This window comes from Myxococcus faecalis (assembly GCF_050039385.1).
Taxonomy (GTDB): Bacteria; Myxococcota; Myxococcia; order Myxococcales; family Myxococcaceae; genus Myxococcus; species Myxococcus fulvus.
In genome coordinates this window covers 1,920,566-1,940,112 of sequence record NZ_CP144336.1, presented here as the reverse complement: position 1 = coordinate 1,940,112, position 19,547 = coordinate 1,920,566, and the positions used below count along the sequence as shown (strand labels likewise).

General features: G+C 71.5%; 17 protein-coding genes. 9 read left to right on the top strand and 8 right to left on the bottom strand.

Features of this window, described 5'->3' with window-relative positions; genetic code table 11:
- Window positions 1-40: 40 nt before the first annotated feature.
- A complete protein-coding gene (locus VZQ01_RS07430) occupies window positions 41-919 on the bottom strand; it encodes a patatin-like phospholipase family protein (protein ID WP_082165584.1) in 879 nt (292 codons plus the stop codon).
- Between the two features lie 93 nt (window positions 920-1,012).
- On the opposite strand from VZQ01_RS07430, the gene VZQ01_RS07425 reads away from it, so the two are divergent.
- From VZQ01_RS07425 to VZQ01_RS07415, 3 genes are all read left to right on the top strand, one after another.
- Complete coding sequence (locus VZQ01_RS07425; RefSeq protein ID WP_223784958.1) at window positions 1,013-1,909, top strand: ArsR/SmtB family transcription factor; 897 nt, start codon at window positions 1,013-1,015, stop codon at window positions 1,907-1,909.
- Window positions 1,906-5,421 (top strand): methionine synthase, encoded by a 3,516-nt coding sequence (gene metH, locus VZQ01_RS07420; protein ID WP_223750582.1) that lies wholly within the window; start codon window positions 1,906-1,908, stop codon window positions 5,419-5,421. The genes VZQ01_RS07425 and metH overlap by 4 nt, the downstream gene beginning before the upstream one ends.
- 92 nt (window positions 5,422-5,513) lie before the next feature.
- The gene (locus VZQ01_RS07415) at window positions 5,514-6,605 is read left to right on the top strand and encodes a uroporphyrinogen decarboxylase/cobalamine-independent methonine synthase family protein (protein WP_223750583.1); all 1,092 of its coding nucleotides are present in this window, start codon (window positions 5,514-5,516) and stop codon (window positions 6,603-6,605) included.
- A gap of 39 nt (window positions 6,606-6,644) precedes the next feature.
- Here the strand turns inward: VZQ01_RS07415 and VZQ01_RS07410 are convergent, their stop codons facing one another.
- From VZQ01_RS07410 to VZQ01_RS07400, 3 genes are all read right to left on the bottom strand, one after another.
- Entirely contained in the window at window positions 6,645-6,863 is a 219-nt protein-coding gene (locus tag VZQ01_RS07410; RefSeq protein WP_141331348.1) for a DUF2934 domain-containing protein, read from the bottom strand.
- 155 nt (window positions 6,864-7,018) lie between these two features.
- Complete coding sequence (gene mutY / locus VZQ01_RS07405; protein ID WP_426747345.1) at window positions 7,019-8,227, bottom strand: A/G-specific adenine glycosylase; 1,209 nt, start codon at window positions 8,225-8,227, stop codon at window positions 7,019-7,021.
- Between the two features lie 542 nt (window positions 8,228-8,769).
- On the bottom strand, window positions 8,770-9,561 hold the full coding sequence (locus VZQ01_RS07400) for an SDR family oxidoreductase (protein WP_223784955.1): 792 nt from the start codon (window positions 9,559-9,561) through the stop codon (window positions 8,770-8,772).
- A 142-nt stretch (window positions 9,562-9,703) separates the two neighbouring features.
- Here VZQ01_RS07400 and VZQ01_RS07395 point away from each other — a divergent pair, with 142 nt between their 5' ends.
- Complete coding sequence (locus VZQ01_RS07395) at window positions 9,704-10,690, top strand: PD-(D/E)XK nuclease family protein (RefSeq protein WP_223750587.1); 987 nt, start codon at window positions 9,704-9,706, stop codon at window positions 10,688-10,690.
- 4 nt (window positions 10,691-10,694) lie between these two features.
- On the opposite strand, the gene VZQ01_RS07390 is transcribed toward VZQ01_RS07395, so the two are convergent.
- Both VZQ01_RS07390 and VZQ01_RS07385 read right to left on the bottom strand, forming a co-directional pair.
- Window positions 10,695-11,588, bottom strand: a complete 894-nt coding sequence (locus VZQ01_RS07390) for a tRNA threonylcarbamoyladenosine dehydratase (RefSeq protein ID WP_426747344.1) — start codon at window positions 11,586-11,588, stop codon at window positions 10,695-10,697.
- Between the two features lie 28 nt (window positions 11,589-11,616).
- Window positions 11,617-12,414 carry a TatD family hydrolase gene (locus VZQ01_RS07385; protein ID WP_223750589.1) on the bottom strand — a complete coding sequence of 266 codons (798 nt, stop codon included), beginning with the start codon at window positions 12,412-12,414 and terminating at the stop codon, window positions 11,617-11,619.
- Between the two features lie 120 nt (window positions 12,415-12,534).
- Between VZQ01_RS07385 and VZQ01_RS07380 the strand changes: the two genes are divergently transcribed.
- Together VZQ01_RS07380 and VZQ01_RS07375 are read left to right on the top strand one after the other, a co-directional pair.
- A complete protein-coding gene (locus tag VZQ01_RS07380) occupies window positions 12,535-14,046 on the top strand; it encodes a TolB-like translocation protein (RefSeq protein ID WP_426747343.1) in 1,512 nt (503 codons plus the stop codon).
- Window positions 14,047-14,266: 220 nt separating this feature from the next.
- The gene (locus VZQ01_RS07375; protein ID WP_223750591.1) at window positions 14,267-14,521 is read left to right on the top strand and encodes a hypothetical protein; all 255 of its coding nucleotides are present in this window, start codon (window positions 14,267-14,269) and stop codon (window positions 14,519-14,521) included.
- An 80-nt stretch (window positions 14,522-14,601) separates the two neighbouring features.
- On the opposite strand, the gene VZQ01_RS07370 is transcribed toward VZQ01_RS07375, so the two are convergent.
- Window positions 14,602-14,844: a hypothetical protein gene (locus tag VZQ01_RS07370; protein WP_141333144.1), complete on the bottom strand. Its 243-nt coding sequence runs from the start codon at window positions 14,842-14,844 to the stop codon at window positions 14,602-14,604.
- A 406-nt stretch (window positions 14,845-15,250) separates the two neighbouring features.
- Between VZQ01_RS07370 and VZQ01_RS07365 the strand changes: the two genes are divergently transcribed.
- Window positions 15,251-16,327, top strand: coding sequence for a zinc ribbon domain-containing protein (locus VZQ01_RS07365; protein WP_426747342.1), 1,077 nt, complete (start codon window positions 15,251-15,253; stop codon window positions 16,325-16,327).
- Between the two features lie 12 nt (window positions 16,328-16,339).
- A complete protein-coding gene (locus tag VZQ01_RS07360) occupies window positions 16,340-17,302 on the top strand; it encodes a hypothetical protein (protein ID WP_426747341.1) in 963 nt (320 codons plus the stop codon).
- A 2-nt stretch (window positions 17,303-17,304) separates the two neighbouring features.
- Here the strand turns inward: VZQ01_RS07360 and VZQ01_RS07355 are convergent, their stop codons facing one another.
- Window positions 17,305-17,892, bottom strand: coding sequence for a Maf family protein (locus tag VZQ01_RS07355; protein ID WP_223750594.1), 588 nt, complete (start codon window positions 17,890-17,892; stop codon window positions 17,305-17,307).
- 435 nt (window positions 17,893-18,327) lie between these two features.
- Here VZQ01_RS07355 and VZQ01_RS07350 point away from each other — a divergent pair, with 435 nt between their 5' ends.
- Window positions 18,328-19,545, top strand: coding sequence for a metallopeptidase family protein (locus VZQ01_RS07350; RefSeq protein ID WP_255653639.1), 1,218 nt, complete (start codon window positions 18,328-18,330; stop codon window positions 19,543-19,545).
- The last annotated feature ends 2 nt before the right edge of the window (window positions 19,546-19,547 follow it).

The following is a 19,547-nucleotide window of genomic DNA, read 5'->3' as shown; positions in this document are numbered from 1 at the left end:
GAGGCCGCGCGTGTCGAGAGGCCGGGCGCGGAGCCTCAGCTCACCACTGCGCCTGCCCGAAGGGCACGGGCGGACGGGACAAGGCCACCGCGGCGGCCAGGCGCGCCTGGTCCAGCGCATCGAACCCGCGCTCCATCGTCGTGGGCGTCACGGGCGGCAGGTTGGACACGACGACGTAGACGGGGATGCCGCGTCCCTCCAGCACGGTCAGCTGGAGCCGGAAGTGGTCCCTCCTCAGCGCCGCGGAGCCCGCCGCCAGTCCCTGCGCATACGCCATGGGCCCACCCACCACCTTGCGCGTCTTGCTCGGCAGGAAGTGCACGAGGATGGCGTCCAGGTCCTTCCCGGCGGCGCTGTCATGCAGCGACAGCGCGGGCGCCTTGTCCACCAGGCCTCCGTCCCAATACAGGTTCCCATCCAGCGGCACCGCGCGGAACAGGCCGGGATAGGCGCAGGTGGCGTGGACGCGCGGCGCCAGCTCCCCCGTGGTGAAGACGTCGTGCGTGCCCAGCGTGAGGTTCGCGCCCACCAGCAGCAGCGGATGCGGCAGGTCCTCGAACGTCGGCGCGCCCAGCGTGTCCTCCAGCAGCCGCCGGAAGCGCTCGCCCTTGAGCAGGCCCGTGAGCCCATGGCCCGCGGCGTCCGCGTTCAGCACGGCGCCAATCGGGTCCGGGTCCCAGAAGTTCGCGCGCGTCTGGCGCAGCACCAGCTCTTCAATCGCGTGCACCGGCATCCCCGCCGCCGCGTACGCCGCCACCATGCCGCCCGCGGACGTACCCGCGTAGGCCGAGGGCTTGAGCCCCGTGCTCGCCAGCCCCTTGAGGAAGCCAGCGTGCCCGTAGAAGCCGAAGTAGCCCGCCGAGAGGACCAGGCCGAACCGCTTGCCCTCGAGCAACTGCTGCAGGTTGGGAGATGCCATGTCCCACATCTACCACTGTCCGCCAGGAAGCACGCGGTGCGTCGAAAGTCCGCTGGCCTCCAGTCCGGCATCGACGTATGTTGATGCGGCGATATGGAAGCTCTGTCCCAATCCTTCCGGGCGCTCGGCGACCCGACGCGGCTGCGCATCCTCCGACTGGTGTCGGAGGCTCCGCTGAACGTGACGGAGCTGGTGTCGCTGGTGGGGGTGGCGCAGTCCTCGGTGTCCCATCACCTGGGCAAGCTCAAAGGGCTGGGGCTCATCCGCGAGGAGCGGCAGGCGGGCTTCAGCTACTACTCGCTGGCGCTGGGCGGTGAGGACTCCCGCTGGCCGCTCATCCGGCTGGCGCGCGAGGCGGAGGACGCGGCGGGGGACTCGGCGCGGCTCAAGGACCTGCTGCGCGCCCGCGCGGACCGGCAGGCCCTCAACGAGCGGCTCCTGGAGCCGGGCCAGTCGTGGTTCCTGTGGGCGGGCGCGCTGGCGTCGCTCCTGCCGCCGCTGGACGTCGCGGACTTCGGCTGTGGGACGGGCGTGTTGAGCGTGGCGCTGGGCCGGTGGGCCCGGCACGTGTGGGCCATCGACCAGAACGCCGTCGCGCTGGAGCAGGCGCGGGAGCGCGCGGCGGGCGAGGGCCTCACCAACGTGAGCTTCCTCTGCGAAGACCTGCACCGGCTGTCGTTGAATTCGGGCCAGCTGGACCTGGTGGTGATTTCACAGAGCCTGCACCACGTGGAGGAGCCGGCGGCGGTGCTGGCCGAGGCCGCGCGCCTGCTCAAGCCGGGCGGCCGGCTGGTGGTGCTGGAGCTGATGCCGCATGACGAACGCTGGGTGGTGGACCGGCTGGGCCACCGCCACCTGGGCTTCGAGCCGTCACAGCTCGAGGCCAGCTTGCGCGAGCAGGGGTTCGCGCAGCTCACCCGCGAGTCGCACGCCCGCGACGGTGCCAGCCCCTTTCGAGTCTTTCTGCTGACAGGAGTGAAGCCATCATGACGAGCCCGACGCCCACCGTCCTTCCTCCCCCTCCTGGAGAGCATGGCCGCCGCGTGGAGGCCCTGCGCTCCGCCATGCGTGAGCGCGTGCTGGTGCTGGATGGCGCCATGGGGACGCTGTTGCAACAGCATGACCTCAAGGCCGCGGACTTCGGCGGCGCCGAGTTCGAGGGCTGCAACGAGAACCTGGTCCTCACCCGGCCGGAGCTCATCCGCGACATCCACGCGCGCTACTTCGCCGCGGGCGCGGACGTGACGGAGACGGACAGCTTCGGTGGCACGCCGCTGGTGCTCAACGAGTTCGGCCTGGGCCACAAGGCGCTCGAGATCAACCAGGCCTCCGCCCGGCTCGCCCGCGAGGCCGCCGAGGCCGCCGAGGCGAAGGACGGCCGCATCCGCTGGGTGGCCGGCTCGGTGGGCCCCACCACCAAGGCCATCAGCGTCACCGGCGGCATCACCTTCGAGGAGCTGGTGGACAACTTCGCCGTGCAGGCGGAGGGGCTCGCGCTGGGCGGCTCCGACTACCTGCTGGTGGAGACGTGCCAGGACACGCGCAACATCAAGGCGGCGCTCCTGGGCATCGACCGGGCGTTCCAGAAGCTGGGCTACGCGCTGCCGGTGGCGGTGTCGGGCACGATTGAGCCCATGGGCACCATGCTCGCGGGCCAGAGCGTGGAGAGCCTGGCGGCGTCGCTGGAGCACTGGGAGCTGCTCTACCTGGGGCTCAACTGCGCCACGGGTCCGGACTTCATGACGGACCACCTGCGCTCCCTGTCGGAGCTGAGCCCGTTCCCGGTGTCGTGCGTGCCCAACGCGGGCCTGCCGGACGAGAACGGCCACTACCTGGAGACGCCGGACATGATTGCCCGCTCGCTCACGCGCTTCTGTGAGCAGGGCTGGCTCAACGTGGTGGGCGGCTGTTGCGGCACCACGGAGGCGCACATCCGCGCGGTGTCCCAGGCGGTGAAGGGCCTCAAGCCGCGCACGAAGGTGCCCAAGCCCCGCTCGACGCTGTCGGGCGTGGACTACCTGGAGGTGACGGACGACGTGCGCCCGGTCATCGTCGGTGAGCGCACCAACGTCATCGGCAGCAAGAAGTTCAAGGAGCTCATCGTCGCGGGGCAGGTGGAGGACGCGTCAGAGATTGCGCGCGCGCAGGTGAAGCGCGGCGCGCAGGTCATCGACATCTGCCTGGCCAACCCGGACCGGGACGAGTTGGAGGACATGCGCCAGTTCCTGGAGGTGGTCGTCAAGAAGGTGCGCGTGCCCTTGATGATCGACTCCACGGACGAGCGCGTCCTGGAGATGGCGCTGACGTACAGCCAGGGCAAGGCCATCATCAACTCCGTCAACCTGGAGGACGGGGAGGAGCGCTTCGAGAAGGTGGTGCCCCTGGCGCGGCGCTTCGGCGCGGCGCTGGTGGTGGGCTGCATCGACGAGGTGGGCATGGCCGTGACGCGCGAGCGGAAGCTCGCCGTGGCGGAGCGCTCGTTCGAGCTGCTCACGAAGAAGTACGGCATGCGCGCCGAGGACCTCTACTTCGACCCGCTCGTCTTCCCGTGTGCCTCCGGCGACGCGCAGTACACGGGCAGCGGGGTGGAGACGGTGGAGGGCGTGCGCCTCATCAAGCAGCGCTTCCCGCAGTGCCGCACGGTGCTGGGCATCTCCAACGTGTCCTTCGGCCTGCCCACCGCGGGCCGCGAGGTGCTCAACTCCGTGTTCCTGTACCACTGCGTCCAGGCGGGCCTGGACATGGCGCTGGTCAACTCCGAGAAGCTGGAGCGCTACGCGTCGCTGCCCGAGGAGGAGCGCACGCTGGCGGAGGACCTGCTCTACAACCGGGGACCGGACCCCGTCACGCCGTTCGCCGCGCACTTCCGTGAGCGCAAGGCCGTCAAGGTGGCGGTGAGCACGCTGCCGCTGGAGGAGCGGCTGCAGCGCTACATCATCGAGGGCTCGCGCGACGGCCTCTTCGCGGACCTGGAGGAGGCGCTCAAGAAGTACGCGCCGCTGGACATCATCAACGGCCCGCTGATGAAGGGCATGGACGAGGTGGGTCGGCTCTTCGGCGCCAATGAGCTCATCGTCGCCGAGGTGCTCCAGAGCGCCGAGTCGATGAAGGCCGCGGTGGGCTTCCTGGAGCCGCACATGAGCTCCGCCAAGGCGGCCATGCGCGGCAAGGTGGTGCTGGCCACGGTGAAGGGCGACGTCCACGACATCGGCAAGAACCTGGTGGAGATCATCCTCGCCAACAACGGCTTCCACGTGGTGAACCTGGGCATCAAGGTGCCGCCCGAGCAGCTGGTGCAGGCGGTGCGCGAGCACCAGCCGGACATCCTCGGGCTGTCGGGCCTGCTCGTGAAGAGCGCGCACCAGATGGTGGCCACGGCGGAGGACCTGAAGCGCGCGGGCGTGGAGGTGCCCATCCTGGTGGGCGGCGCCGCGCTCAGCCGCAACTTCGTGGACCGCAACATCGCCCCGGCGTACGGCGGCGGCACCGTGGCCTACGCGCAGGACGCGATGAGCGGCCTGGACCTGGCTAAGCAGATCGTCGACCCGACGTCGCACGAGCGGCTTCGCGGGGAGCTGGCCGAGCGCCGCGTGAAGCTGGCCCAGGAGGTCAAGGAGCGTCCCCGCGTGGAGGCGGTGGTGGCGCGCGGGCGCAGCGCGGAGATTCGGGTGCTGGAGACGGTGCCGCCCGCGCCGGACTTCGAGCGGCACGTGCTGACGAACACGCCGCTGGACCACATCTGGAAGTTCATCAACCCGGTGATGCTGTACGGACGGCACCTGGGCCTGCGCACGTCGTCGCGCGCGCTGGGGACTCCGGCCGAGGCGGAGCTGGCGAAGACGGAGGAGGGGCGCAAGGCGCTGGCGCTGAAGGAGGCGGTGGAGGAGCTCAAGGGCATGCTGCGCGGCGGCCTCATGCAGGCGCGCGCGGTGTTCCAGTTCTTCAAGGCGGGCAGCGACGGCAACCGCGTGGTGCTGTTCGACGGGACGACGGGCCGCGAGGCGGCGAGCTTCGACTTCCCCCGGCAGGACCGCGACGGGGGCCTGTGCCTGGCCGACTACCTGCGGCCGCTGGAGCGCGGCGTGCCCACCGACAACGTGGCCATGTTCGTGGTGACGGCGGGCTCGGGCATCCGCGAGCTGTCCGAGGGCCTCAAGGCCAGGGGCGAGTTCCTGAAGATGCACGCGGTGCAGGCGCTCGCGCTGGAGACGGCGGAGGGCTACGCGGAGCTCTTGCACACGCAGCTGCGCAGCATGTGGGGCACCCCGGACAAGCCGGACATGACGATGCTGGAGCGCTTCCGGGCGGAGTACGCGGGCAAGCGCTACTCGTTCGGCTACCCCGCGTGCCCCCGGCTGGAGGACCAGTCGAAGCTCTTCGAGGCGCTGCGGCCGGAGGAGATTGGGGTGCAGCTCACCGACGGCTGCATGATGGAGCCCGAGGCCTCGGTCTCCGCCATCGTCTTCCACCATCCCCAGGCCTCGTACTTCTCGGTGTCCTGATTCGGACGCACGGGCCTCCGGGGGCCCTGGGGACCCGCCCGGGGCCACCGAAGCGCGCCGTGGGGAAGGGGAGCGGTTAGACTCCCGCGCCTATGAGCGCGCCGAACATCCGTCGAGCCGTCCAGTTGCTGCCCGCCTGTGCCACCACGGGCATCGGGAGCCTGCCCCACACGCAGGTGGAGCTGGGGCTCCAGGTCGCCTTGTCGATGGACATCCCCTTCCTGCCGCAGCTGCCGGTGGGCAAGCCCTCCGAGCTGATGATTCCCGCGGCGCTGGAGGGGCTTCCCGGGCTGCGCTTCGACGACGAGGGCCTGTGCACGGTGGACCTCCAGGCCTGGGAGGCGGGGCGCGCCCAGTTCGAGGCGAAGCTGGAGTCCGCGCTCGCGGCCGGGGCGCTGGAGGCGTACGAGCCCTCCCCTGAGGCGTGCCGTGCGTGGCGGCCGTTCCTGTGGGAGGTGGAGCACCGCAAGCTGGCCTTCGCGAAGGCGCAGCTCGCCGGGCCCTTCACGGTGCGCTCGGTGGCGAGGACGGACTCGGGGCTGTCCGCGCTGGAGGTGCCGGGGCTGGACCAGGCCATCTACCGGCTGGTGCTGGCGCGCTCCCTGGCCATGGTGAAGGCGCTGCGGCGCGCGGGCACCACGCCCCTGTTCTTCCTCGACGAGCCGGGCCTGTATGCGTTCCAGCGCGTCAATCCGCGGCACCTGCTGGCGGTGCAGGAGCTGCGGCTCCTGATTGTCGCGCTCCAGCGGGAGGGCGCGCTGGTGGGCCTGCACTGCTGCGGCAACACGGACTGGAGCGCGCTGCTGGACGCGCAGGCGGACCTGTTGTCGTTGGACGTGCGGCTGTCGCTCGACGCGATGCTGGAGGAGAAGGACGCGCTGGAGCGCTACCTGCACTCGGGCGCGACGCTGAGCCTGGGCATCATCCCCACGGACCTCGCGTCGACGTACGAGGTGACGGAGCTGGCGGACTCGGTGGAGGCCTCGCTGAAGGCCGCGCTGCCGCGAGGCTTCTCGTTCCCCCGGGCCGTGTCCACGGTGCTGCTGACGCCGGCGTGCGGCCTGGCGATGCGCTCGGTGCAGGACGCGGAGCGCATCCTCTCGGAGCTGAAGGTGGCGCAGCGCAGGTTGCGAGGCGCGCTCGAGGCCGAGCGCCCCGTGCTGCACTCGCCGCCGCCCCACTGACGTGGGCCCGGTGTGGACACGGGCCCAGGTGGCGGACCGCTACTGACGGCCGAGCTTCAGCTCTCGCTCGGCTTGTTGCCAGTCCTGCTCGTGGTTGCCGGGCCTGCCTCCGCGGGCCATGTAGATTTCGTAGGCGCGCCGGGCAATCTGCTCGTGGGAGATGTCGGAGCGCGCGTGAGCGCCCTGCGGCTCATGCGCGTGTTCCGCGTGCTGGGGCTTCGTGTGCGGGGTCGACTTGGGAGCGTTGTTTCGAGCCATCGGGACGCCTCCGGTGAAAGGGCGCGCGAAGCTTGAGTCGCGTGCGTGACGCGCGAAAGCGACCCGACCTGGCGGGGGTTGTCGAAGCAACACGACGTCCCGGGGCGTGTCGTCGGGAGGACAGCCGCGGGCGAGCCGGGCGGCGACCGGAGCAGTCAGCGGCCCTCCGCTTGCGTGCCCACCACGGTGTCCAGGGCGCGCTGCATCGCGGTGCTCATGCCGAGCGTCGCGGCCTCGGCGGGTGTGCACCAGCGCAGCTCCTGGAAGGCGGCGGAGTGGGTGGGGCGCTTGGGGCCGGACACGCGGTACAGGCGCAGCGTGAGGTCGCGGTGGGTGAGCTGCCGCTTCACAGTGCCCAGGAGGGACTCCAGCTTCACGCCCGTGCCGAGCGCGGCGGTGAGGCGCAGTGTGGTCTCCTCCACGGTGGCGTCCTCGTCGACCTCGGCGGCGGGGAGCTCCCACAGCCCTCCGAAGAGGCCCGAGTCCGCGCGGCGCGCGAACAGCAGCGTGTCCGCGTGGGCCCACACGGCCAGGGCCAGGGTCAGCTTCTTCGGCGCGGCGCGCACCTTGGCGGGAGGCAGCTCGGCGACGCGGCCCTTCTTGAAGGCGACACAGCCCTCGCGCACGGGGCACAGCAGGCAGAGCGGGTTCTCCGGGCGGCAGGTGGTGGCGCCGTGCTCCATGAGGGACTGGTTGAAGTCGCCGGGGCGCTCGCCCTTCACGAGCAGGCCCGCGAGCTCCCACAGCGTGGCCTCGCGCTCGCGGTCTCCGGGCAGGCCCTCGACCTCGAAGAGCCGGGACAGCACGCGGGCGACGTTGCCATCGACGAGCGGGGCTTCCTCACCGAACGCGATGGAGGCCACGGCGCCCGCGGTGTAGCGGCCGAAGCCGGGCAGCGAGAGCAACTGCTCCGCGGTGGAGGGCAGGGTGCCACCGAAGCGTGAGACGATGTCCTGCGCGGCGCGGTGCAGGTTGCGAGCGCGCGTGTAGTAGCCCAGGCCCTTCCATCCGGCGAGCACGTCATCGAGTGGCGCGGAGGCGAGCGCGAGCGCGGTGGGGAAGCGCTTCAGGAACCGCTCCCAGTAGGGGATGACGGTGGAGACCTGCGTCTGCTGGAGCATGACCTCGCTCAGCCAGATGGCGTACGGGTCCTTCGTGCGGCGCCACGGCAGGTCGCGCTTGTTGCGGTCGTACCATGCGAGCAGCGGCGCGCGGATGCTGGCCAGCTGCGCGGCACCCGGTGTCGCTGTCGGGACGCGGGCCGATGTGTCCGCGGTGCGAGGAGGACGGCCGCGTCGCGCCTCCGGTGGCGTCGAGGGTGTGCTTGCCAGGTCCTCGCGCGGCGCGACGCTCTCCGCACCCATCCCCAGGGTGAGAGGTGGGCGTCCTCGACGGGCCTGCGGAGGAGGCGCAGATGTGCTTGCCGCGTCCTCGCGCGGCGAGGCGCTCTCCGCAACCATCCCCAGGGTGAGAGGTGGGCGTCCTCGACGGGCCCGCGGAGGAGGCGCAGATGTGCTTGCCGCGTCGTCGCGCGGCGAGGCGCCCTCCGTGTCCATTCCCACGGTGCGAGGCGGGCGTCCTCGACGCGCCTTCGCTGGCGTCGAGGGGGTGTTTGCCACATCACCGCGCGGCGAGGCGCTCTCCGCAACCATCCCCAGGTCCGCGCGTGACCCGGAGGAATCGAACAGCGAGCCGGTGGACACCTTGCGTGCCTTCGCATCCGCGAGCGTCGGCTCAACGCGCGAGGGCAGGGGCTCGGCCTTGCCGCTCGGCGGACGTCCGCGGCGAGGTCGGGGCACGTCGCCAGTCTCCGGCTTCTTGCCTGAGGATGTCTTGGCGTTTTGTTCGCGAGAGACAGGCGGCGTGTCCGACGAGACAGCGGGCTTCGCGGGGCGACTGCGGGGGCTCATGCGTCCTTCTTCACCGGGTTGGCCATGCGGTGGGCGACCCGGTCGAACAAGCCGGGCGCGAGCCGGTTCGCCAGTACCATGGCGCGGCCGGGGAGGGTGAGGATGGTGTCGCGTCGTCCGCGCACGCTCGCCTTCACCATGGCCCGCGCCACCTCCTCGGAGGACATGGCCTTCAGCGGAATCGCGTCCTGCGCCCAGCCCTGGGCGTTCAGCCGGTGGTCCCGGAACTCGCTCTCGGTGAGGCCCGGTGACACCAGCCGCACGCCGATGCCCTCCGAGGCCAGCTCCGTGCGCAAGGACTCCGTCATCGCGTTCACCGCCGCCTTCGACGCGCAATACCCGCCGAGCAGCGGCAGCCCCCGATGCCCCAGCACCGAGCTGACGTTCACCACGTGCGCCCCGCGCCGCCCGCGCAGCAGCGGCAGCGCCGCCCGCGTCACCCTCCACAGCGCGAACACGTTCAGCTCGAACACCTGCCGCAGCTGCTCCTCGCTGATGGCCTCCAGCGGCCCGTACAACCCCTGGCCCGCGTTGTTCACCAGCACGTCCAGCCCACCGAAGTCCGCGCGGACCTGGGCCATGAGCCGCTCCACGTCCTCGCCACGAGTCACGTCGCACCGCACCGCCAGTGCCCGGACCCCCAGTGATTCCGCTTCACGGGCCGCGTCCTCCAGCCGCTCCAGCCGCCGGGCGGCGAGCACCACGTGGGCGCCCGCCTCCGCGTAGGCCCGGGCCGCCGCGCGGCCGATGCCGCTGGAAGCGCCTGTGATCAGGACGACTCGCTCCATCAGGGGTCGGCTCTTCATGGTGGCGCGGACCATACTCCCAGGGTTCCCCACCCGGACTGTCATTCAACCCACCCCCAGGGCTCGTTTCCCTGCCTGTTCCCCTTCTGGCGGAGCGAGCGAACGCCTAGGATGCGCCGCCTCGATGCGGCGCCCACCCCTCCACAACGACTTCTCCTGGTCCAAGAGCCGCCACGAGAAGTTCTCCGAGTGCCTGCGCTCCTACTACTTCTACTACTACCGCTCCTGGGGCGGTTGGGAGCCGGACGCGCCGAAGGACGTGCGGGAGCTGTACGTGCTCAAGAAGCTGGCCAACCGCTTCAGTTGGGCGGGCAGCGTCGTGCACGAGAGCATCAAGGACGTGCTGCTGGACTGGCGCGCCGGCCGCGTGGTGGACCCCGCCGTCGTGGAGGCCCGCGCGCGCAAGCTGATGCAGGACGACTACCGCCACTCGCGCGGCAAGGCGTACTGGACGCAGAAGTACCGCAAGCAGTTCACCGGCCTCGTGGAGCACGAGTACGCCGAGGCGCTCCCCGACGAGGCCTGGAAGCAGAACTGGGAGACGGTGCGCGTGGCGCTCGCGTGGTTCTTCAACTCGCGCTGGCCGCTGCTCGCCAAGAGCCTCAAGCCCGAGCAGTGGCTGGAGGTGGACGCGGGCTTCGACTTCGCCCACTTCACGCTCGGCGGCCTCAAGGTCTTCGCCATCCCCGACTTCGCCTTCGTGGACCAGGACGGCGCGCCCGTCGTCGTGGACTGGAAGACGGGCAAGTCTCGCGACGGCTACGACGAGCAGGTGCTCGGCTACGCGCTGTACGTGTCCCAGCGCTACCGCTTCCCGGTGGAGAAGGTGCGCGCGTCGCTCGTGTACCTCAACGAGGGCAAGGAGCAGGACGTCCAGGTGGACCTGGGCGCCATGGAGTCCTTCCACCGGCACTTCGAGACGAGCGTGGCGAAGATGCGCGCGCTGCTGAAGGACCCTGTCACGAACACGCCGCTGGACGCGGACGCGTTCCCCCGGTCGGAGACGCTGACGCCCTGCACGCGCTGCGTGTTCCGCAGGCCCTGTGGCCGAGAGGCCGAGGCGCTCGCCGAGCAGCAGGCGCGAGCGTCGCAGCCCCAGCAGGTGGCCTGAGCCGTCAGCGCGTGGTGGCGAGCCTTCGCACCACGACGCCGGCGGCGTTCATCCCGAAGCACGAGGTGACGAAGGACACGCTGCCGTCGATCTGCGTGCGGTGGTCACACGTGTGGAACTCGTTGTCCTGCGGGCAGACACACAGGAACCCGTCCGTCGCGTCGTCGTAGTTGAGGGCCACCGGCATGCGGCGCGCCTCGATGGAGTACACGGCGGTGATGCCCGTGTGCCGCTCGGTCTCCACGCCGTACTTGCGCTTGAGCAGCTTGCGGATGTCCTTGGCGAACGGGTCCATGTGCGTCTCGGACAGGTCCTCCACGCGGATGGCCGTCGGGTCCAGGCGCGCGGCGGCGCCCATGGAGCTGACCACGGGGATGCCCAGCGACACGCACCGATGCAGCAGGTGCAGCTTCGCCTTCACGTTGTCGATGGCGTCCACCACGAAGTCGTACTGGCCGGCGGGCAGCATCTGCTCGGCGACCTCTTCGCGGTAGAACTCGCGCACCGCCTCCACCCGGGCCTCCGGGTTGATTTCGCGGCAGCGCTGCGCCATCAGCTCCGCCTTCGACTTGCCCACGCCCTTCACCGTCGCGTGGAGCTGGCGGTTGGTGTTGGTGACGCAGACGTCGTCGTGGTCCACCAGCGTCAGGTGGCCGATGCCGCTGCGCACCAGGCCCTCGGCCGCGTAGCTGCCCACGCCGCCCAGGCCGAACACCACCACGCGCGCGTTGGCGAGCCGCTCCATGGCGTTGTCCCCCAGCAGGCGCCCGGTGCGGTCGAAGCGGCGCGACAGCTTGAACGGCCGGGCGAGCGAGCCTGTCGCCGCGTTCGGCGTGGCCGTCGTGGCGGGCGGAGTCTCAGGCTGGGGAGGGGCGGGCGGTGGGGGCTGCGGGTTCATGGGGGTCCTCTATAACGCGACCGCTCGCCTACCGCGAAGCGGGGGGAAAACCTTCCCGGAACAGGCGCCGGGCATTCTCGGTCGTCCGCTGGGCGACCTCGTCCAGGGGCTCACCCCGCACGCGGGCCATCCCCTCCAGGATGTGGGGCAGGTAGGCCGGCTCGGAGCGGCCGCCCCGGTGAGGGGTGGGGGCCTGGTCCGGCGCGTCCGTCTCCGCCATCAGCCGGTCCAGCGGGATGGCGCGCAGCGCGTCCAGGGGCTTGCGCGCCTCGGCCCACGTCACCGGGCCGGCGAAGGAGAAGTGGCAGCCCTTCTGGAGATAGAAGCGCGCCAGCTCCACGCCGCCGCTGTAGCTGTGCATGAGCACGCCCGCCTCGGGCAGCGCCTCCTGCTTGAACAGCTCGATGAGGGCCGGGTGGAGCCGGTGGCAGTGCATCAACACCGGCAGCTGGTGCTTGCGCGCGAGCGCCAGGTGCCGCCGCAGCACGGACAGCTGCCGCTCGAGCGGCGCGCCGGGCAGGGATGGACCGTCGAGTCCACACTCGCCCACGGCGATGGCGCCGCCCTTGGACAAGAGCGCGTCGAGCAGCTCCAGCGCCGCGTCGTCCTCCGCGGGTGTCATGTCCGGCAGCAGTTGGGGATGGATGCCCAGGCCCACCTGGAGGCGCGGCTCCGCGCGCGACAGCTCCAGCAGGGGCTCCCAGTCGTGGGGACCGACACCGGGGACGAGGATGCCTTGCAGCCCCGCGGCCCAGGCGCGCTCCAGCACGAGCGTCCTGTCCTCATCGAATCGCGTCGCATCGAGATGGCAGTGGGTGTCGATCATTCATCACGCCGGAGTGAATCGCCGTTCATTCAGGAACATGCTCACTGCAACCCGCCCTCGCGAACCATTCCGTCCCTTTGGAGCGAGGCTATACGCCCTTCACTCACTTGGAGGGGCTGAATGGACAAGCGAATCGTCGGCGCGCTGTGCTGCGCGCTGTGGGTTCTGTCGACGGGGTGTGGTGACGAATGTGTGGACCAGTTCGACTGTCGCAGTGACAAGGGGCAGCCCGCCGAGGGCCAGGAGTGGGTCTGCACCGGCGACAACGAGTGCGAGCAGCGCCCCATCCAGACGCCCACCCCCGAGCCGGACGCCGGTGGTGGGGACGACGACGCGGGTGTCCCCGACGCGGGAGTGCCGGACGCGGGGATGCCCGACGCGGGCACGGATGACGACGCGGGCACGCCCGACGGTGGTGGCCAGGGCACCGGCGCGAAGGGGGATGCCTGCACGGCGTCCGGGGACTGCGGTCCGGGCCTTCGCTGCGAGGGCGCTCCGCTCACGTGCCAGGCGATGCATGTCGCGGTGACGGGGCGGGACGATGCCGGAGTCTCCGCGGCGCTGGTGATGCGCTACGACACGCCGGGCATGACGTCGCTGAGCGCGGCGGGCACGGACAGCCGCTATCCGCGGTGGGGCCCGGGCGGTACGCACCTCTCGTTCGCGCAGGGCGCGGTGGACACCGCGACGGAGAAGAGCGCCGGTGAGCTCACCGTGCGCGAGGTCCCCCTCGTCGAGGGCCAGGGCGTGGTGGTCGCCGATGGCGGCACGGGCAACACGGAGGCCTTCCGCTCGATGGAGTGGGAGCCGGGCACCGCCATCGCGTGGGTGCGGCAGAACGGCAGCCAGCGCTCCGGCATCTCGGCGGTGACGCCGGGCGGCGCCGGGGGCGTGGTGCAGGCGACGACGACGGGCGCGTTCCCGGACTGGTCGCGTGACGGGACGACGTTCGTCTTCAACGTGAACGGCGAGGGCCTGTTCACCTCGAGCGGTGGGGGCACCGCGCCGACGCCGCTGGCCAACGCCGGGGTGACGGCGGAGCAGGCGCACTACAACCGCGTGAACGACCAGCTGCTGTTCCTGGCCAACCCGAACAACGAGCTGGTGACCTTCGAGGGGGACACCACGCCCACGCCGCTGGTCCGGCTCTACAACATCGACGTGACGGGCGGCGGCGCGCCCCAGCTGGTCGCGGACGTGTCCACGGAGGCGTCCACCGACGGCACCGTGGACTCCTTCATCGCGAGCCCCATCTGGGCGCCGGATGGCACCTGGGCCGCGTATGTGCGCGCGTACTACTACCGGCCCACGTCGGGCGGCGCGGTGCTGTGCGGCGGCGCGGTGTCGCCGTGCCAGGACCGCTCGGGCAACGTCATCTTCCTGCGCGCCATCAACCCGCAGGACGGCTCCGCCACGGGCAGCGAGGTGCGGCTCGTGGATGACGGCACGCTGCCGTCGTTCTCGCCGGATGGCCGCTTCGTCGCGTTCATCAAGGCGGGGCAGCTGCACGTGCAGCGCATCGACCCGGTGACGGGCGCGCAGGAGGGCGCGGCCATCATCCACCCGAAGGCGGGCTTCACGCTGCAGACGGGCGACAGCGACGACCACCGTCCCCGCTGGCAGCCTCGCTGAACCTCCAGGGGTCGTGACTCCCGGGCGGGGAGTGGCTGAGCGCTCCTCGCCTGGGTGAACGCGACGACCGGTGGGGCCGCCCGGGCGTTGCGCTGGACATGTCCACGCTCCCGGCCTGCCGTCCTCCGCGCGCGACGCATCGGGCCTTGCCTGTCCGGGGGCCGCCGGAATAGAGGGGCCCGGCTGACGGGCCTGGTGGCCTCTGTCCCGGAGGACGCGGATGAAGATGCTTCACGTGATGTTGGGAGTCCTGCTGTTCGCCGGGTGCGCGACGCTCCCGAGCCCGCCGGTGGACGTGGGCGGCGGCGGAACCGTGTCCGCGGACCCGCACCCGGACATGGCGCCTGTGCGCCTCCAGACGCGCGCGGGCACCTTCCTGGTGCACCCCAACAATGCCGAGGACTTCGCTCGCGCGCTGGCGGGTGAGCCCACCCAGCGGCACTACACCACCGGCGTGCTCCTGGCCGGGGAGTGAACCCGGGGCCCGGGTGGCCGAGGCTCCAGAGCCACGGTGCGGGCCACCGGTCGTTCCTACGCTGAAAAAAGCGGAGGGTTTCAGCCCACCACGACGATGCGGCGCCCCAGGGCCCGCGTCATCTGCGGTGACGTCATCACCGCCAGCGCCTCACCGAGCTCACCGCCCGCCGTGTCGAAGGCGGCGGCGATGACCTCCCCCACGGTGAGGTGGGCCTTCTCGGCGGCCACCCGGGCCCGCTGAGCCGTCCGCCGCAGTGCTGGCATCACCCGTCGCCCTTGTCGGCGCACCGTGACGCTCTTGCGTGTCGTCGTCTTGGCCATGTGCTCCTCCCACCTCGCGTTGCTGCGCGGGTGAGTACACCTGGGGTCTGACATATGCAGACGAGGTGCCAGCCGGACGCTCACCTGACGGGTAACGCGTACTAAGGGTTTTCCCTGTCACGGAGCGGGGTTCCTGGTTCACCACCTCACGCAGAGCACCGCAACCCCGGAAGGGTTCCTCGTTCTGTCGAGTTGATTCGTTCATCCAGCCTCGCAATCTCGACGTTTCGTTCAAGAGTCGAGAGTTCACTACAAGCCGCGAACACTGCGAGTGTGCTCGGTCTTGAATGACCCGGGTGTCGCTGGCGCCCCGTCGATTTGGTCCAAAAATTGGCAGTTGGGGGTGCGGGCTGACATGGGCGTCGCGCCCTCGTGGGCGGAGTGTTCGGTGCGGTATACGCGGGCCATGCCTCAGACCCTCTGCCCGAGCTGCGGTCACAGCCCCATTCCCCGGGGCGCCTCGGCCTGTCCCGCGTGTGGTGAGCCCTTCGACCACCTGCAGTCCTACAAGAAGGTCGGCCGCACGCGGCTGGATCGGCTGGGGGACGCGGTGGACGACGAGGCCACCGTCTTCGGTGGCGACCTGGTGACGAGCGCCGTCTCCGCGCATCCGGGCCCGGTGGCGGCGGTGCTGGGGGCGGGCGCGGCCGCGTGGTTCCTGCGGGCCGGTGGGGTGCTGGGCTCGCTGCAGGACCCGGCGTGGACGTACGGGTTGGTGGCGTTGGACCTGGTGCTGGCGCTGGTGCTGGTGCTCAACCGGGGGCCGGTGAAGGGCATCGCGCAGACGGGGCTGGCGGTGCAACTGGTCGCCACGGCGTGGCTCGCGCGCGGGGCGCCGACGGCCCCCGTGCACGTGGCCTACTTCGCGCTGGGCCTGGTGGCGTTGTTCCTGGTGGTGGGCGAGCCGGGGCCCGCGCGGCGTCATGCGGGCCTGGGGCTGGGGCTCGCCACGGCGCTGGCCTCGGCCGTGCTCCTGGCGCTGCCGGGCACGGGGGCATCCCTGGGAGGCGGGGGCGTGCGGCAGCTGCTGGTGGGCAGTGAGCTGGGGTATCGGCTGGAGCTGCCGGTGGGGTGGGAGCGGCTGACGCGTGAGCAGCTCTCCGCGCACCTGCCGCTGCCTGCGGCGACGCTGCACGGCAGCGGCGTGGGCTTTGGCGACATGGCGCGCGGGCGCTACGGCTTCCTCTGGGTGGAGCGCTCCACGGGCGTGAAGCTGGAGGCGGGCTGCCAGGGGCTGTTGAGCGTGGTGGGCACGGGCGAGGAGGCGCGCACGGCGTCGCCCTCGGCGCTGGGGGCGCGCTCGAAGCTGTTCACGCTGAGCACGTCGGCGGGGGCGCGGGGCACGCTGGGCTGCGGGCTGCTGCCGGATGGTCGACTGGTGGGGCTCGCGGTGGTGGCCGCCGGGTCGGGTGACGCACAGCCGGGCGACACGGGCGGGCAGGAGTCCTTCGCCGCGGTGGGCGAGGGGCTCGCGTTGCAGTAAACGGGCGCCGCCATGAACGTCCAGGTCCTGTTCCACGACAACTGCTTCGACGGCGCCGCGAGCGCCGCGGTGTTCACCCGCTTCTACCGGGAGCGCGTCCGCGCGGACGCGGCGTTCCGCTACCAGGGGCTGAACCACAAGCCGGGCGCGGAGGGCATCGACCCGGCCGTCTTCACGGGCGAGGAGAACGTCATCGTCGACTTCCGCTACAGCCAGGACGCGCGGCTGACGTGGTGGTTCGACCACCATGCCTCCGCGTTCCAGCAGCCCGGGGACGAGGCGCACTTCCGCGCGGACTCGAGCGGACGCAAATTCCACGACGCGCACCGCAAGAGTTGCACGAAGTACCTGGCGGACGTGGCGCGCGAGCGCTTCGGCTGGGACGCGTCCGCGCTCTCGGACCTCATCCACTGGGCGGAGCTCATCGACGGGGCGCAGTTCCCCTCGCCGCAGATGGCGGTGGCGCTGGAGGAGCCCGCGCTGCGCATCATGACGGTGCTGGAGGCGAACAAGGACCCGGCGCTCATCCCCGAGGTCATCCGCCGCATGCAGTCGGAGTCGCTCGCGGACATCGCCGCCTCGCAGCTCATCGCGGGGCCGCTGGCGCCGCTGCTCGCGCGCCACCAGTCGAACATCGAGCTGGTGCGCTCGCGGGCCCGCTACGAGCGCGGTGTCGTCTTCTTCGACCTGGTGGACGAGGGCGTGGACAGCCTCAACAAGTTCATCGCGTACGCGCTCCATCCGGACGCGCGCTACACGCTGTGGGTGGGGCGGGGGACGTCGCGCGCGAAGGTGTCGCTCGGCTCCAACCCGTGGAAGCCGGAGCTGCGCCAGCATGACCTGTCCGCCATTGCCGGCCGGTATGGGGGCGGTGGGCATCCCGTGGTGGCCGCGGCCAGCTTCAAGGCGGACCAGGCGGACAAGGCCCGCGCGGCGTACCAGGAGATTCTCGCGGAGCTGTCCGCCGCGGGGTGAGGCTAGGGCTGGCCGCGCTCGAAGAAGGTGAAGCCGGCCTGTCGCAGCAGTCGCACCACCGTCACCATGGGCAGGCCCTGCACGTTGGCGCGGTCTCCGTCGAGCCGCGCCAGCAGCGCCTGTCCCGCGCCCTCCACGCGGTAGCTGCCGCAGCAGCCTTCCCACTCGTTCAGGTCGAGGTAGCGCTCCAGTTCATCCGGAGTGACGTCGTGGAACGTCAGGCGCGCGGTCTCCACGGCCTCGTCGATGGAGCCGCCCGGGTCCACCAGGCACACGCCGGTGTGGATGTCGTGGGTGTGGCCCAGCAGCTTCTGGAGCTGGCCTCTCGCCGCGTCGCGGTCCACGGGCTTGGTGAGTGTCTGTCCGGCCACCTCGACCAGTTGGTCCGCGCCGAGCACCCACGCGTCGGGGTGTCGTGCGTGCACGGCGCGAGCCTTGCGAGCCGCCAGCTCCCGGACGGCGTCGCGGGCCGAAAGGTGGGCGGCCACCGTCTCGTCGACGCCCGGGCTCACGGCGCGGTAGGGCAGGCCGAGCCCATCCATCAGCGCGCGGCGGGCACTGGAGGTGGAGGCCAGAATCAAGGGTCTCATGGGGGCGCCACCCTAGTGCACCGAGATGGACCGCGCCGCCGTCCGCCGAGAGAACAGGGCACGCCGAGCCCATTCATCAGCGAGTGGCGGGCGCGGGAGGTGGAGGCCCGAATCCAGAGGCTGATGAGTCGCCAACGTGATGAACCCGAGGAGGGGAGCGCCGCCGACATCCCGCGACGGGCACTCAAGGTGAGGGCCAGACGCAGCGGCGCATGGGGCATCACCCTGGTGTCCCGAGGCGTGCAGCGACGCCGCATGAACCCGAGGCAGGAAGCGCCGCCGACATCCCGCGACGGGCACTTGAGGTGAGGGCCAGACGCAGCGGCTCATGGGGCGTCACCCTGGTGCCTGCGGGAGGGAGCGCCGCCGCCCGCCGAGCGAGCATGCACGTCCCTGCTTCCCGGCCCCTGGGGTGATGCCGTAGCGTGGCGGCCCATGTCGCGGCGCGGTCTGCTCGCCCTCTGCCTCTTCCTCACCGCCTGCAAGCGGAACGCCTCGGCCCCGGAACCGGGAGACGCCGGAACGCCCGAGGTGTCGGCGGTGAAGGCCTCCCCAGCCAGTGCCGCGCCCTCGGACGAGCCCCGCGACACGCCGCGCCCGGTGCAGCCGCTCGCGGTCTGCCAGGCCCGAGGCGGCTCTCCGCTGGACGCGGCGCGCGGCTACTACGACTCGGGACGCTTCGAGGAGGCGCTGTCCTGCGCGGCGCAGGCGGCGGCCCTGGAGCCGGACCTGGCCTCGGCCCACGCCGAGCGCGGCGTCGCGCTGGCCGCCCTGGGGCGCGAGTCGGACGCGCAGCTCGCCTTCGCCCGGGCGCTTGCCATCGACCCTGGGGACGCGGACGCGCTGCTCGGCGCGGCCCACCTGTACGCGGTGCAGATGACCTCCACGCGCGAGCGCGACGAGCTGGGCACGCTCTACGCCGAGCGCGGCCTGTCCCAGCCCGGCACGCCCCCGGAGCTCATCCCGCACCTGGCGCTGGTGTCGGCCATGGCCTTCAACGACCTGGGCCAGGCGGAGGAGGCCCTCGCCCGAGCCGCCATCGTCCTGGCGCGAGAGCCGGGCAGCCGAGAGGCCCTCTACGAGCGGGCCCTGGCCCTCTTCGAGCTGTGCCGCTTCTCCGAGGCGAAGCGAGCCTTCCAGGGGCTCGTCGACGACGCGGAGCGCGCCGCGCACGCGCACCAGCACCTGGGCCTGTTGCTGGAGCGGGAAGGGAAGTGGAAGCAGGCGCAGACGCACTTCGACAAGGCGCGAGCGCTGGCTCCCGACGACTTCCCGGCGCCGCCCCTGCCCACCGAGGACACCTTCCGCGTGGACGTGGCCCGCGCCGTCTCCGAGCTGCCCGCGGACATGCGCAGTGACCTGGAGGGCATCCCCGTCACCGCGGAGGAGCTGCCCGCCGAGGTGGACCTGCTCGCCAACCAGCCGCCCCTGTCGCCCACGATTCTCGGCCTGTTCCGGGGGCCGCCCCTGGGCGCGCCCTGCGACGGAGTGGAGTCGCCCTGCCGCTCGGTGGTGCTGTACCGGCGCAACCTGGCACGAGCCGTGCGCACCCCGGCGGAGCTGCGCGAACAGATTCGCGTGACATTGCTCCACGAAATCGGGCATCTGCGCGGGGAGGACGATGAGGAACTGGCCGCGCGCGGCCTGGAGTGACG

Excerpts from the sequence above, each read along its gene's own strand:
- VZQ01_RS07430 (WP_082165584.1), bottom strand. The coding sequence starts at position 919 with ATGGCATCTCCCAACCTGCAGCAGTTGCTCGAGGGCAAGCGGTTCGGC.
- VZQ01_RS07425 (WP_223784958.1), top strand. The coding sequence starts at position 1,013 with ATGGAAGCTCTGTCCCAATCCTTCCGGGCGCTCGGCGACCCGACGCGG.
- metH (WP_223750582.1), top strand. The coding sequence starts at position 1,906 with ATGACGAGCCCGACGCCCACCGTCCTTCCTCCCCCTCCTGGAGAGCAT.
- VZQ01_RS07415 (WP_223750583.1), top strand. The coding sequence starts at position 5,514 with ATGAGCGCGCCGAACATCCGTCGAGCCGTCCAGTTGCTGCCCGCCTGT.
- VZQ01_RS07410 (WP_141331348.1), bottom strand. The coding sequence starts at position 6,863 with ATGGCTCGAAACAACGCTCCCAAGTCGACCCCGCACACGAAGCCCCAG.
- mutY (WP_426747345.1), bottom strand. The coding sequence starts at position 8,227 with ATGGGTGCGGAGAGCGTCGCGCCGCGCGAGGACCTGGCAAGCACACCC.
- VZQ01_RS07400 (WP_223784955.1), bottom strand. The coding sequence starts at position 9,561 with ATGGAGCGAGTCGTCCTGATCACAGGCGCTTCCAGCGGCATCGGCCGC.
- VZQ01_RS07395 (WP_223750587.1), top strand. The coding sequence starts at position 9,704 with ATGCGGCGCCCACCCCTCCACAACGACTTCTCCTGGTCCAAGAGCCGC.
- VZQ01_RS07390 (WP_426747344.1), bottom strand. The coding sequence starts at position 11,588 with ATGAACCCGCAGCCCCCACCGCCCGCCCCTCCCCAGCCTGAGACTCCG.
- VZQ01_RS07385 (WP_223750589.1), bottom strand. The coding sequence starts at position 12,414 with ATGATCGACACCCACTGCCATCTCGATGCGACGCGATTCGATGAGGAC.
- VZQ01_RS07380 (WP_426747343.1), top strand. The coding sequence starts at position 12,535 with ATGGACAAGCGAATCGTCGGCGCGCTGTGCTGCGCGCTGTGGGTTCTG.
- VZQ01_RS07375 (WP_223750591.1), top strand. The coding sequence starts at position 14,267 with ATGAAGATGCTTCACGTGATGTTGGGAGTCCTGCTGTTCGCCGGGTGC.
- VZQ01_RS07370 (WP_141333144.1), bottom strand. The coding sequence starts at position 14,844 with ATGGCCAAGACGACGACACGCAAGAGCGTCACGGTGCGCCGACAAGGG.
- VZQ01_RS07365 (WP_426747342.1), top strand. The coding sequence starts at position 15,251 with ATGCCTCAGACCCTCTGCCCGAGCTGCGGTCACAGCCCCATTCCCCGG.
- VZQ01_RS07360 (WP_426747341.1), top strand. The coding sequence starts at position 16,340 with ATGAACGTCCAGGTCCTGTTCCACGACAACTGCTTCGACGGCGCCGCG.
- VZQ01_RS07355 (WP_223750594.1), bottom strand. The coding sequence starts at position 17,892 with ATGAGACCCTTGATTCTGGCCTCCACCTCCAGTGCCCGCCGCGCGCTG.
- VZQ01_RS07350 (WP_255653639.1), top strand. The coding sequence starts at position 18,328 with ATGTCGCGGCGCGGTCTGCTCGCCCTCTGCCTCTTCCTCACCGCCTGC.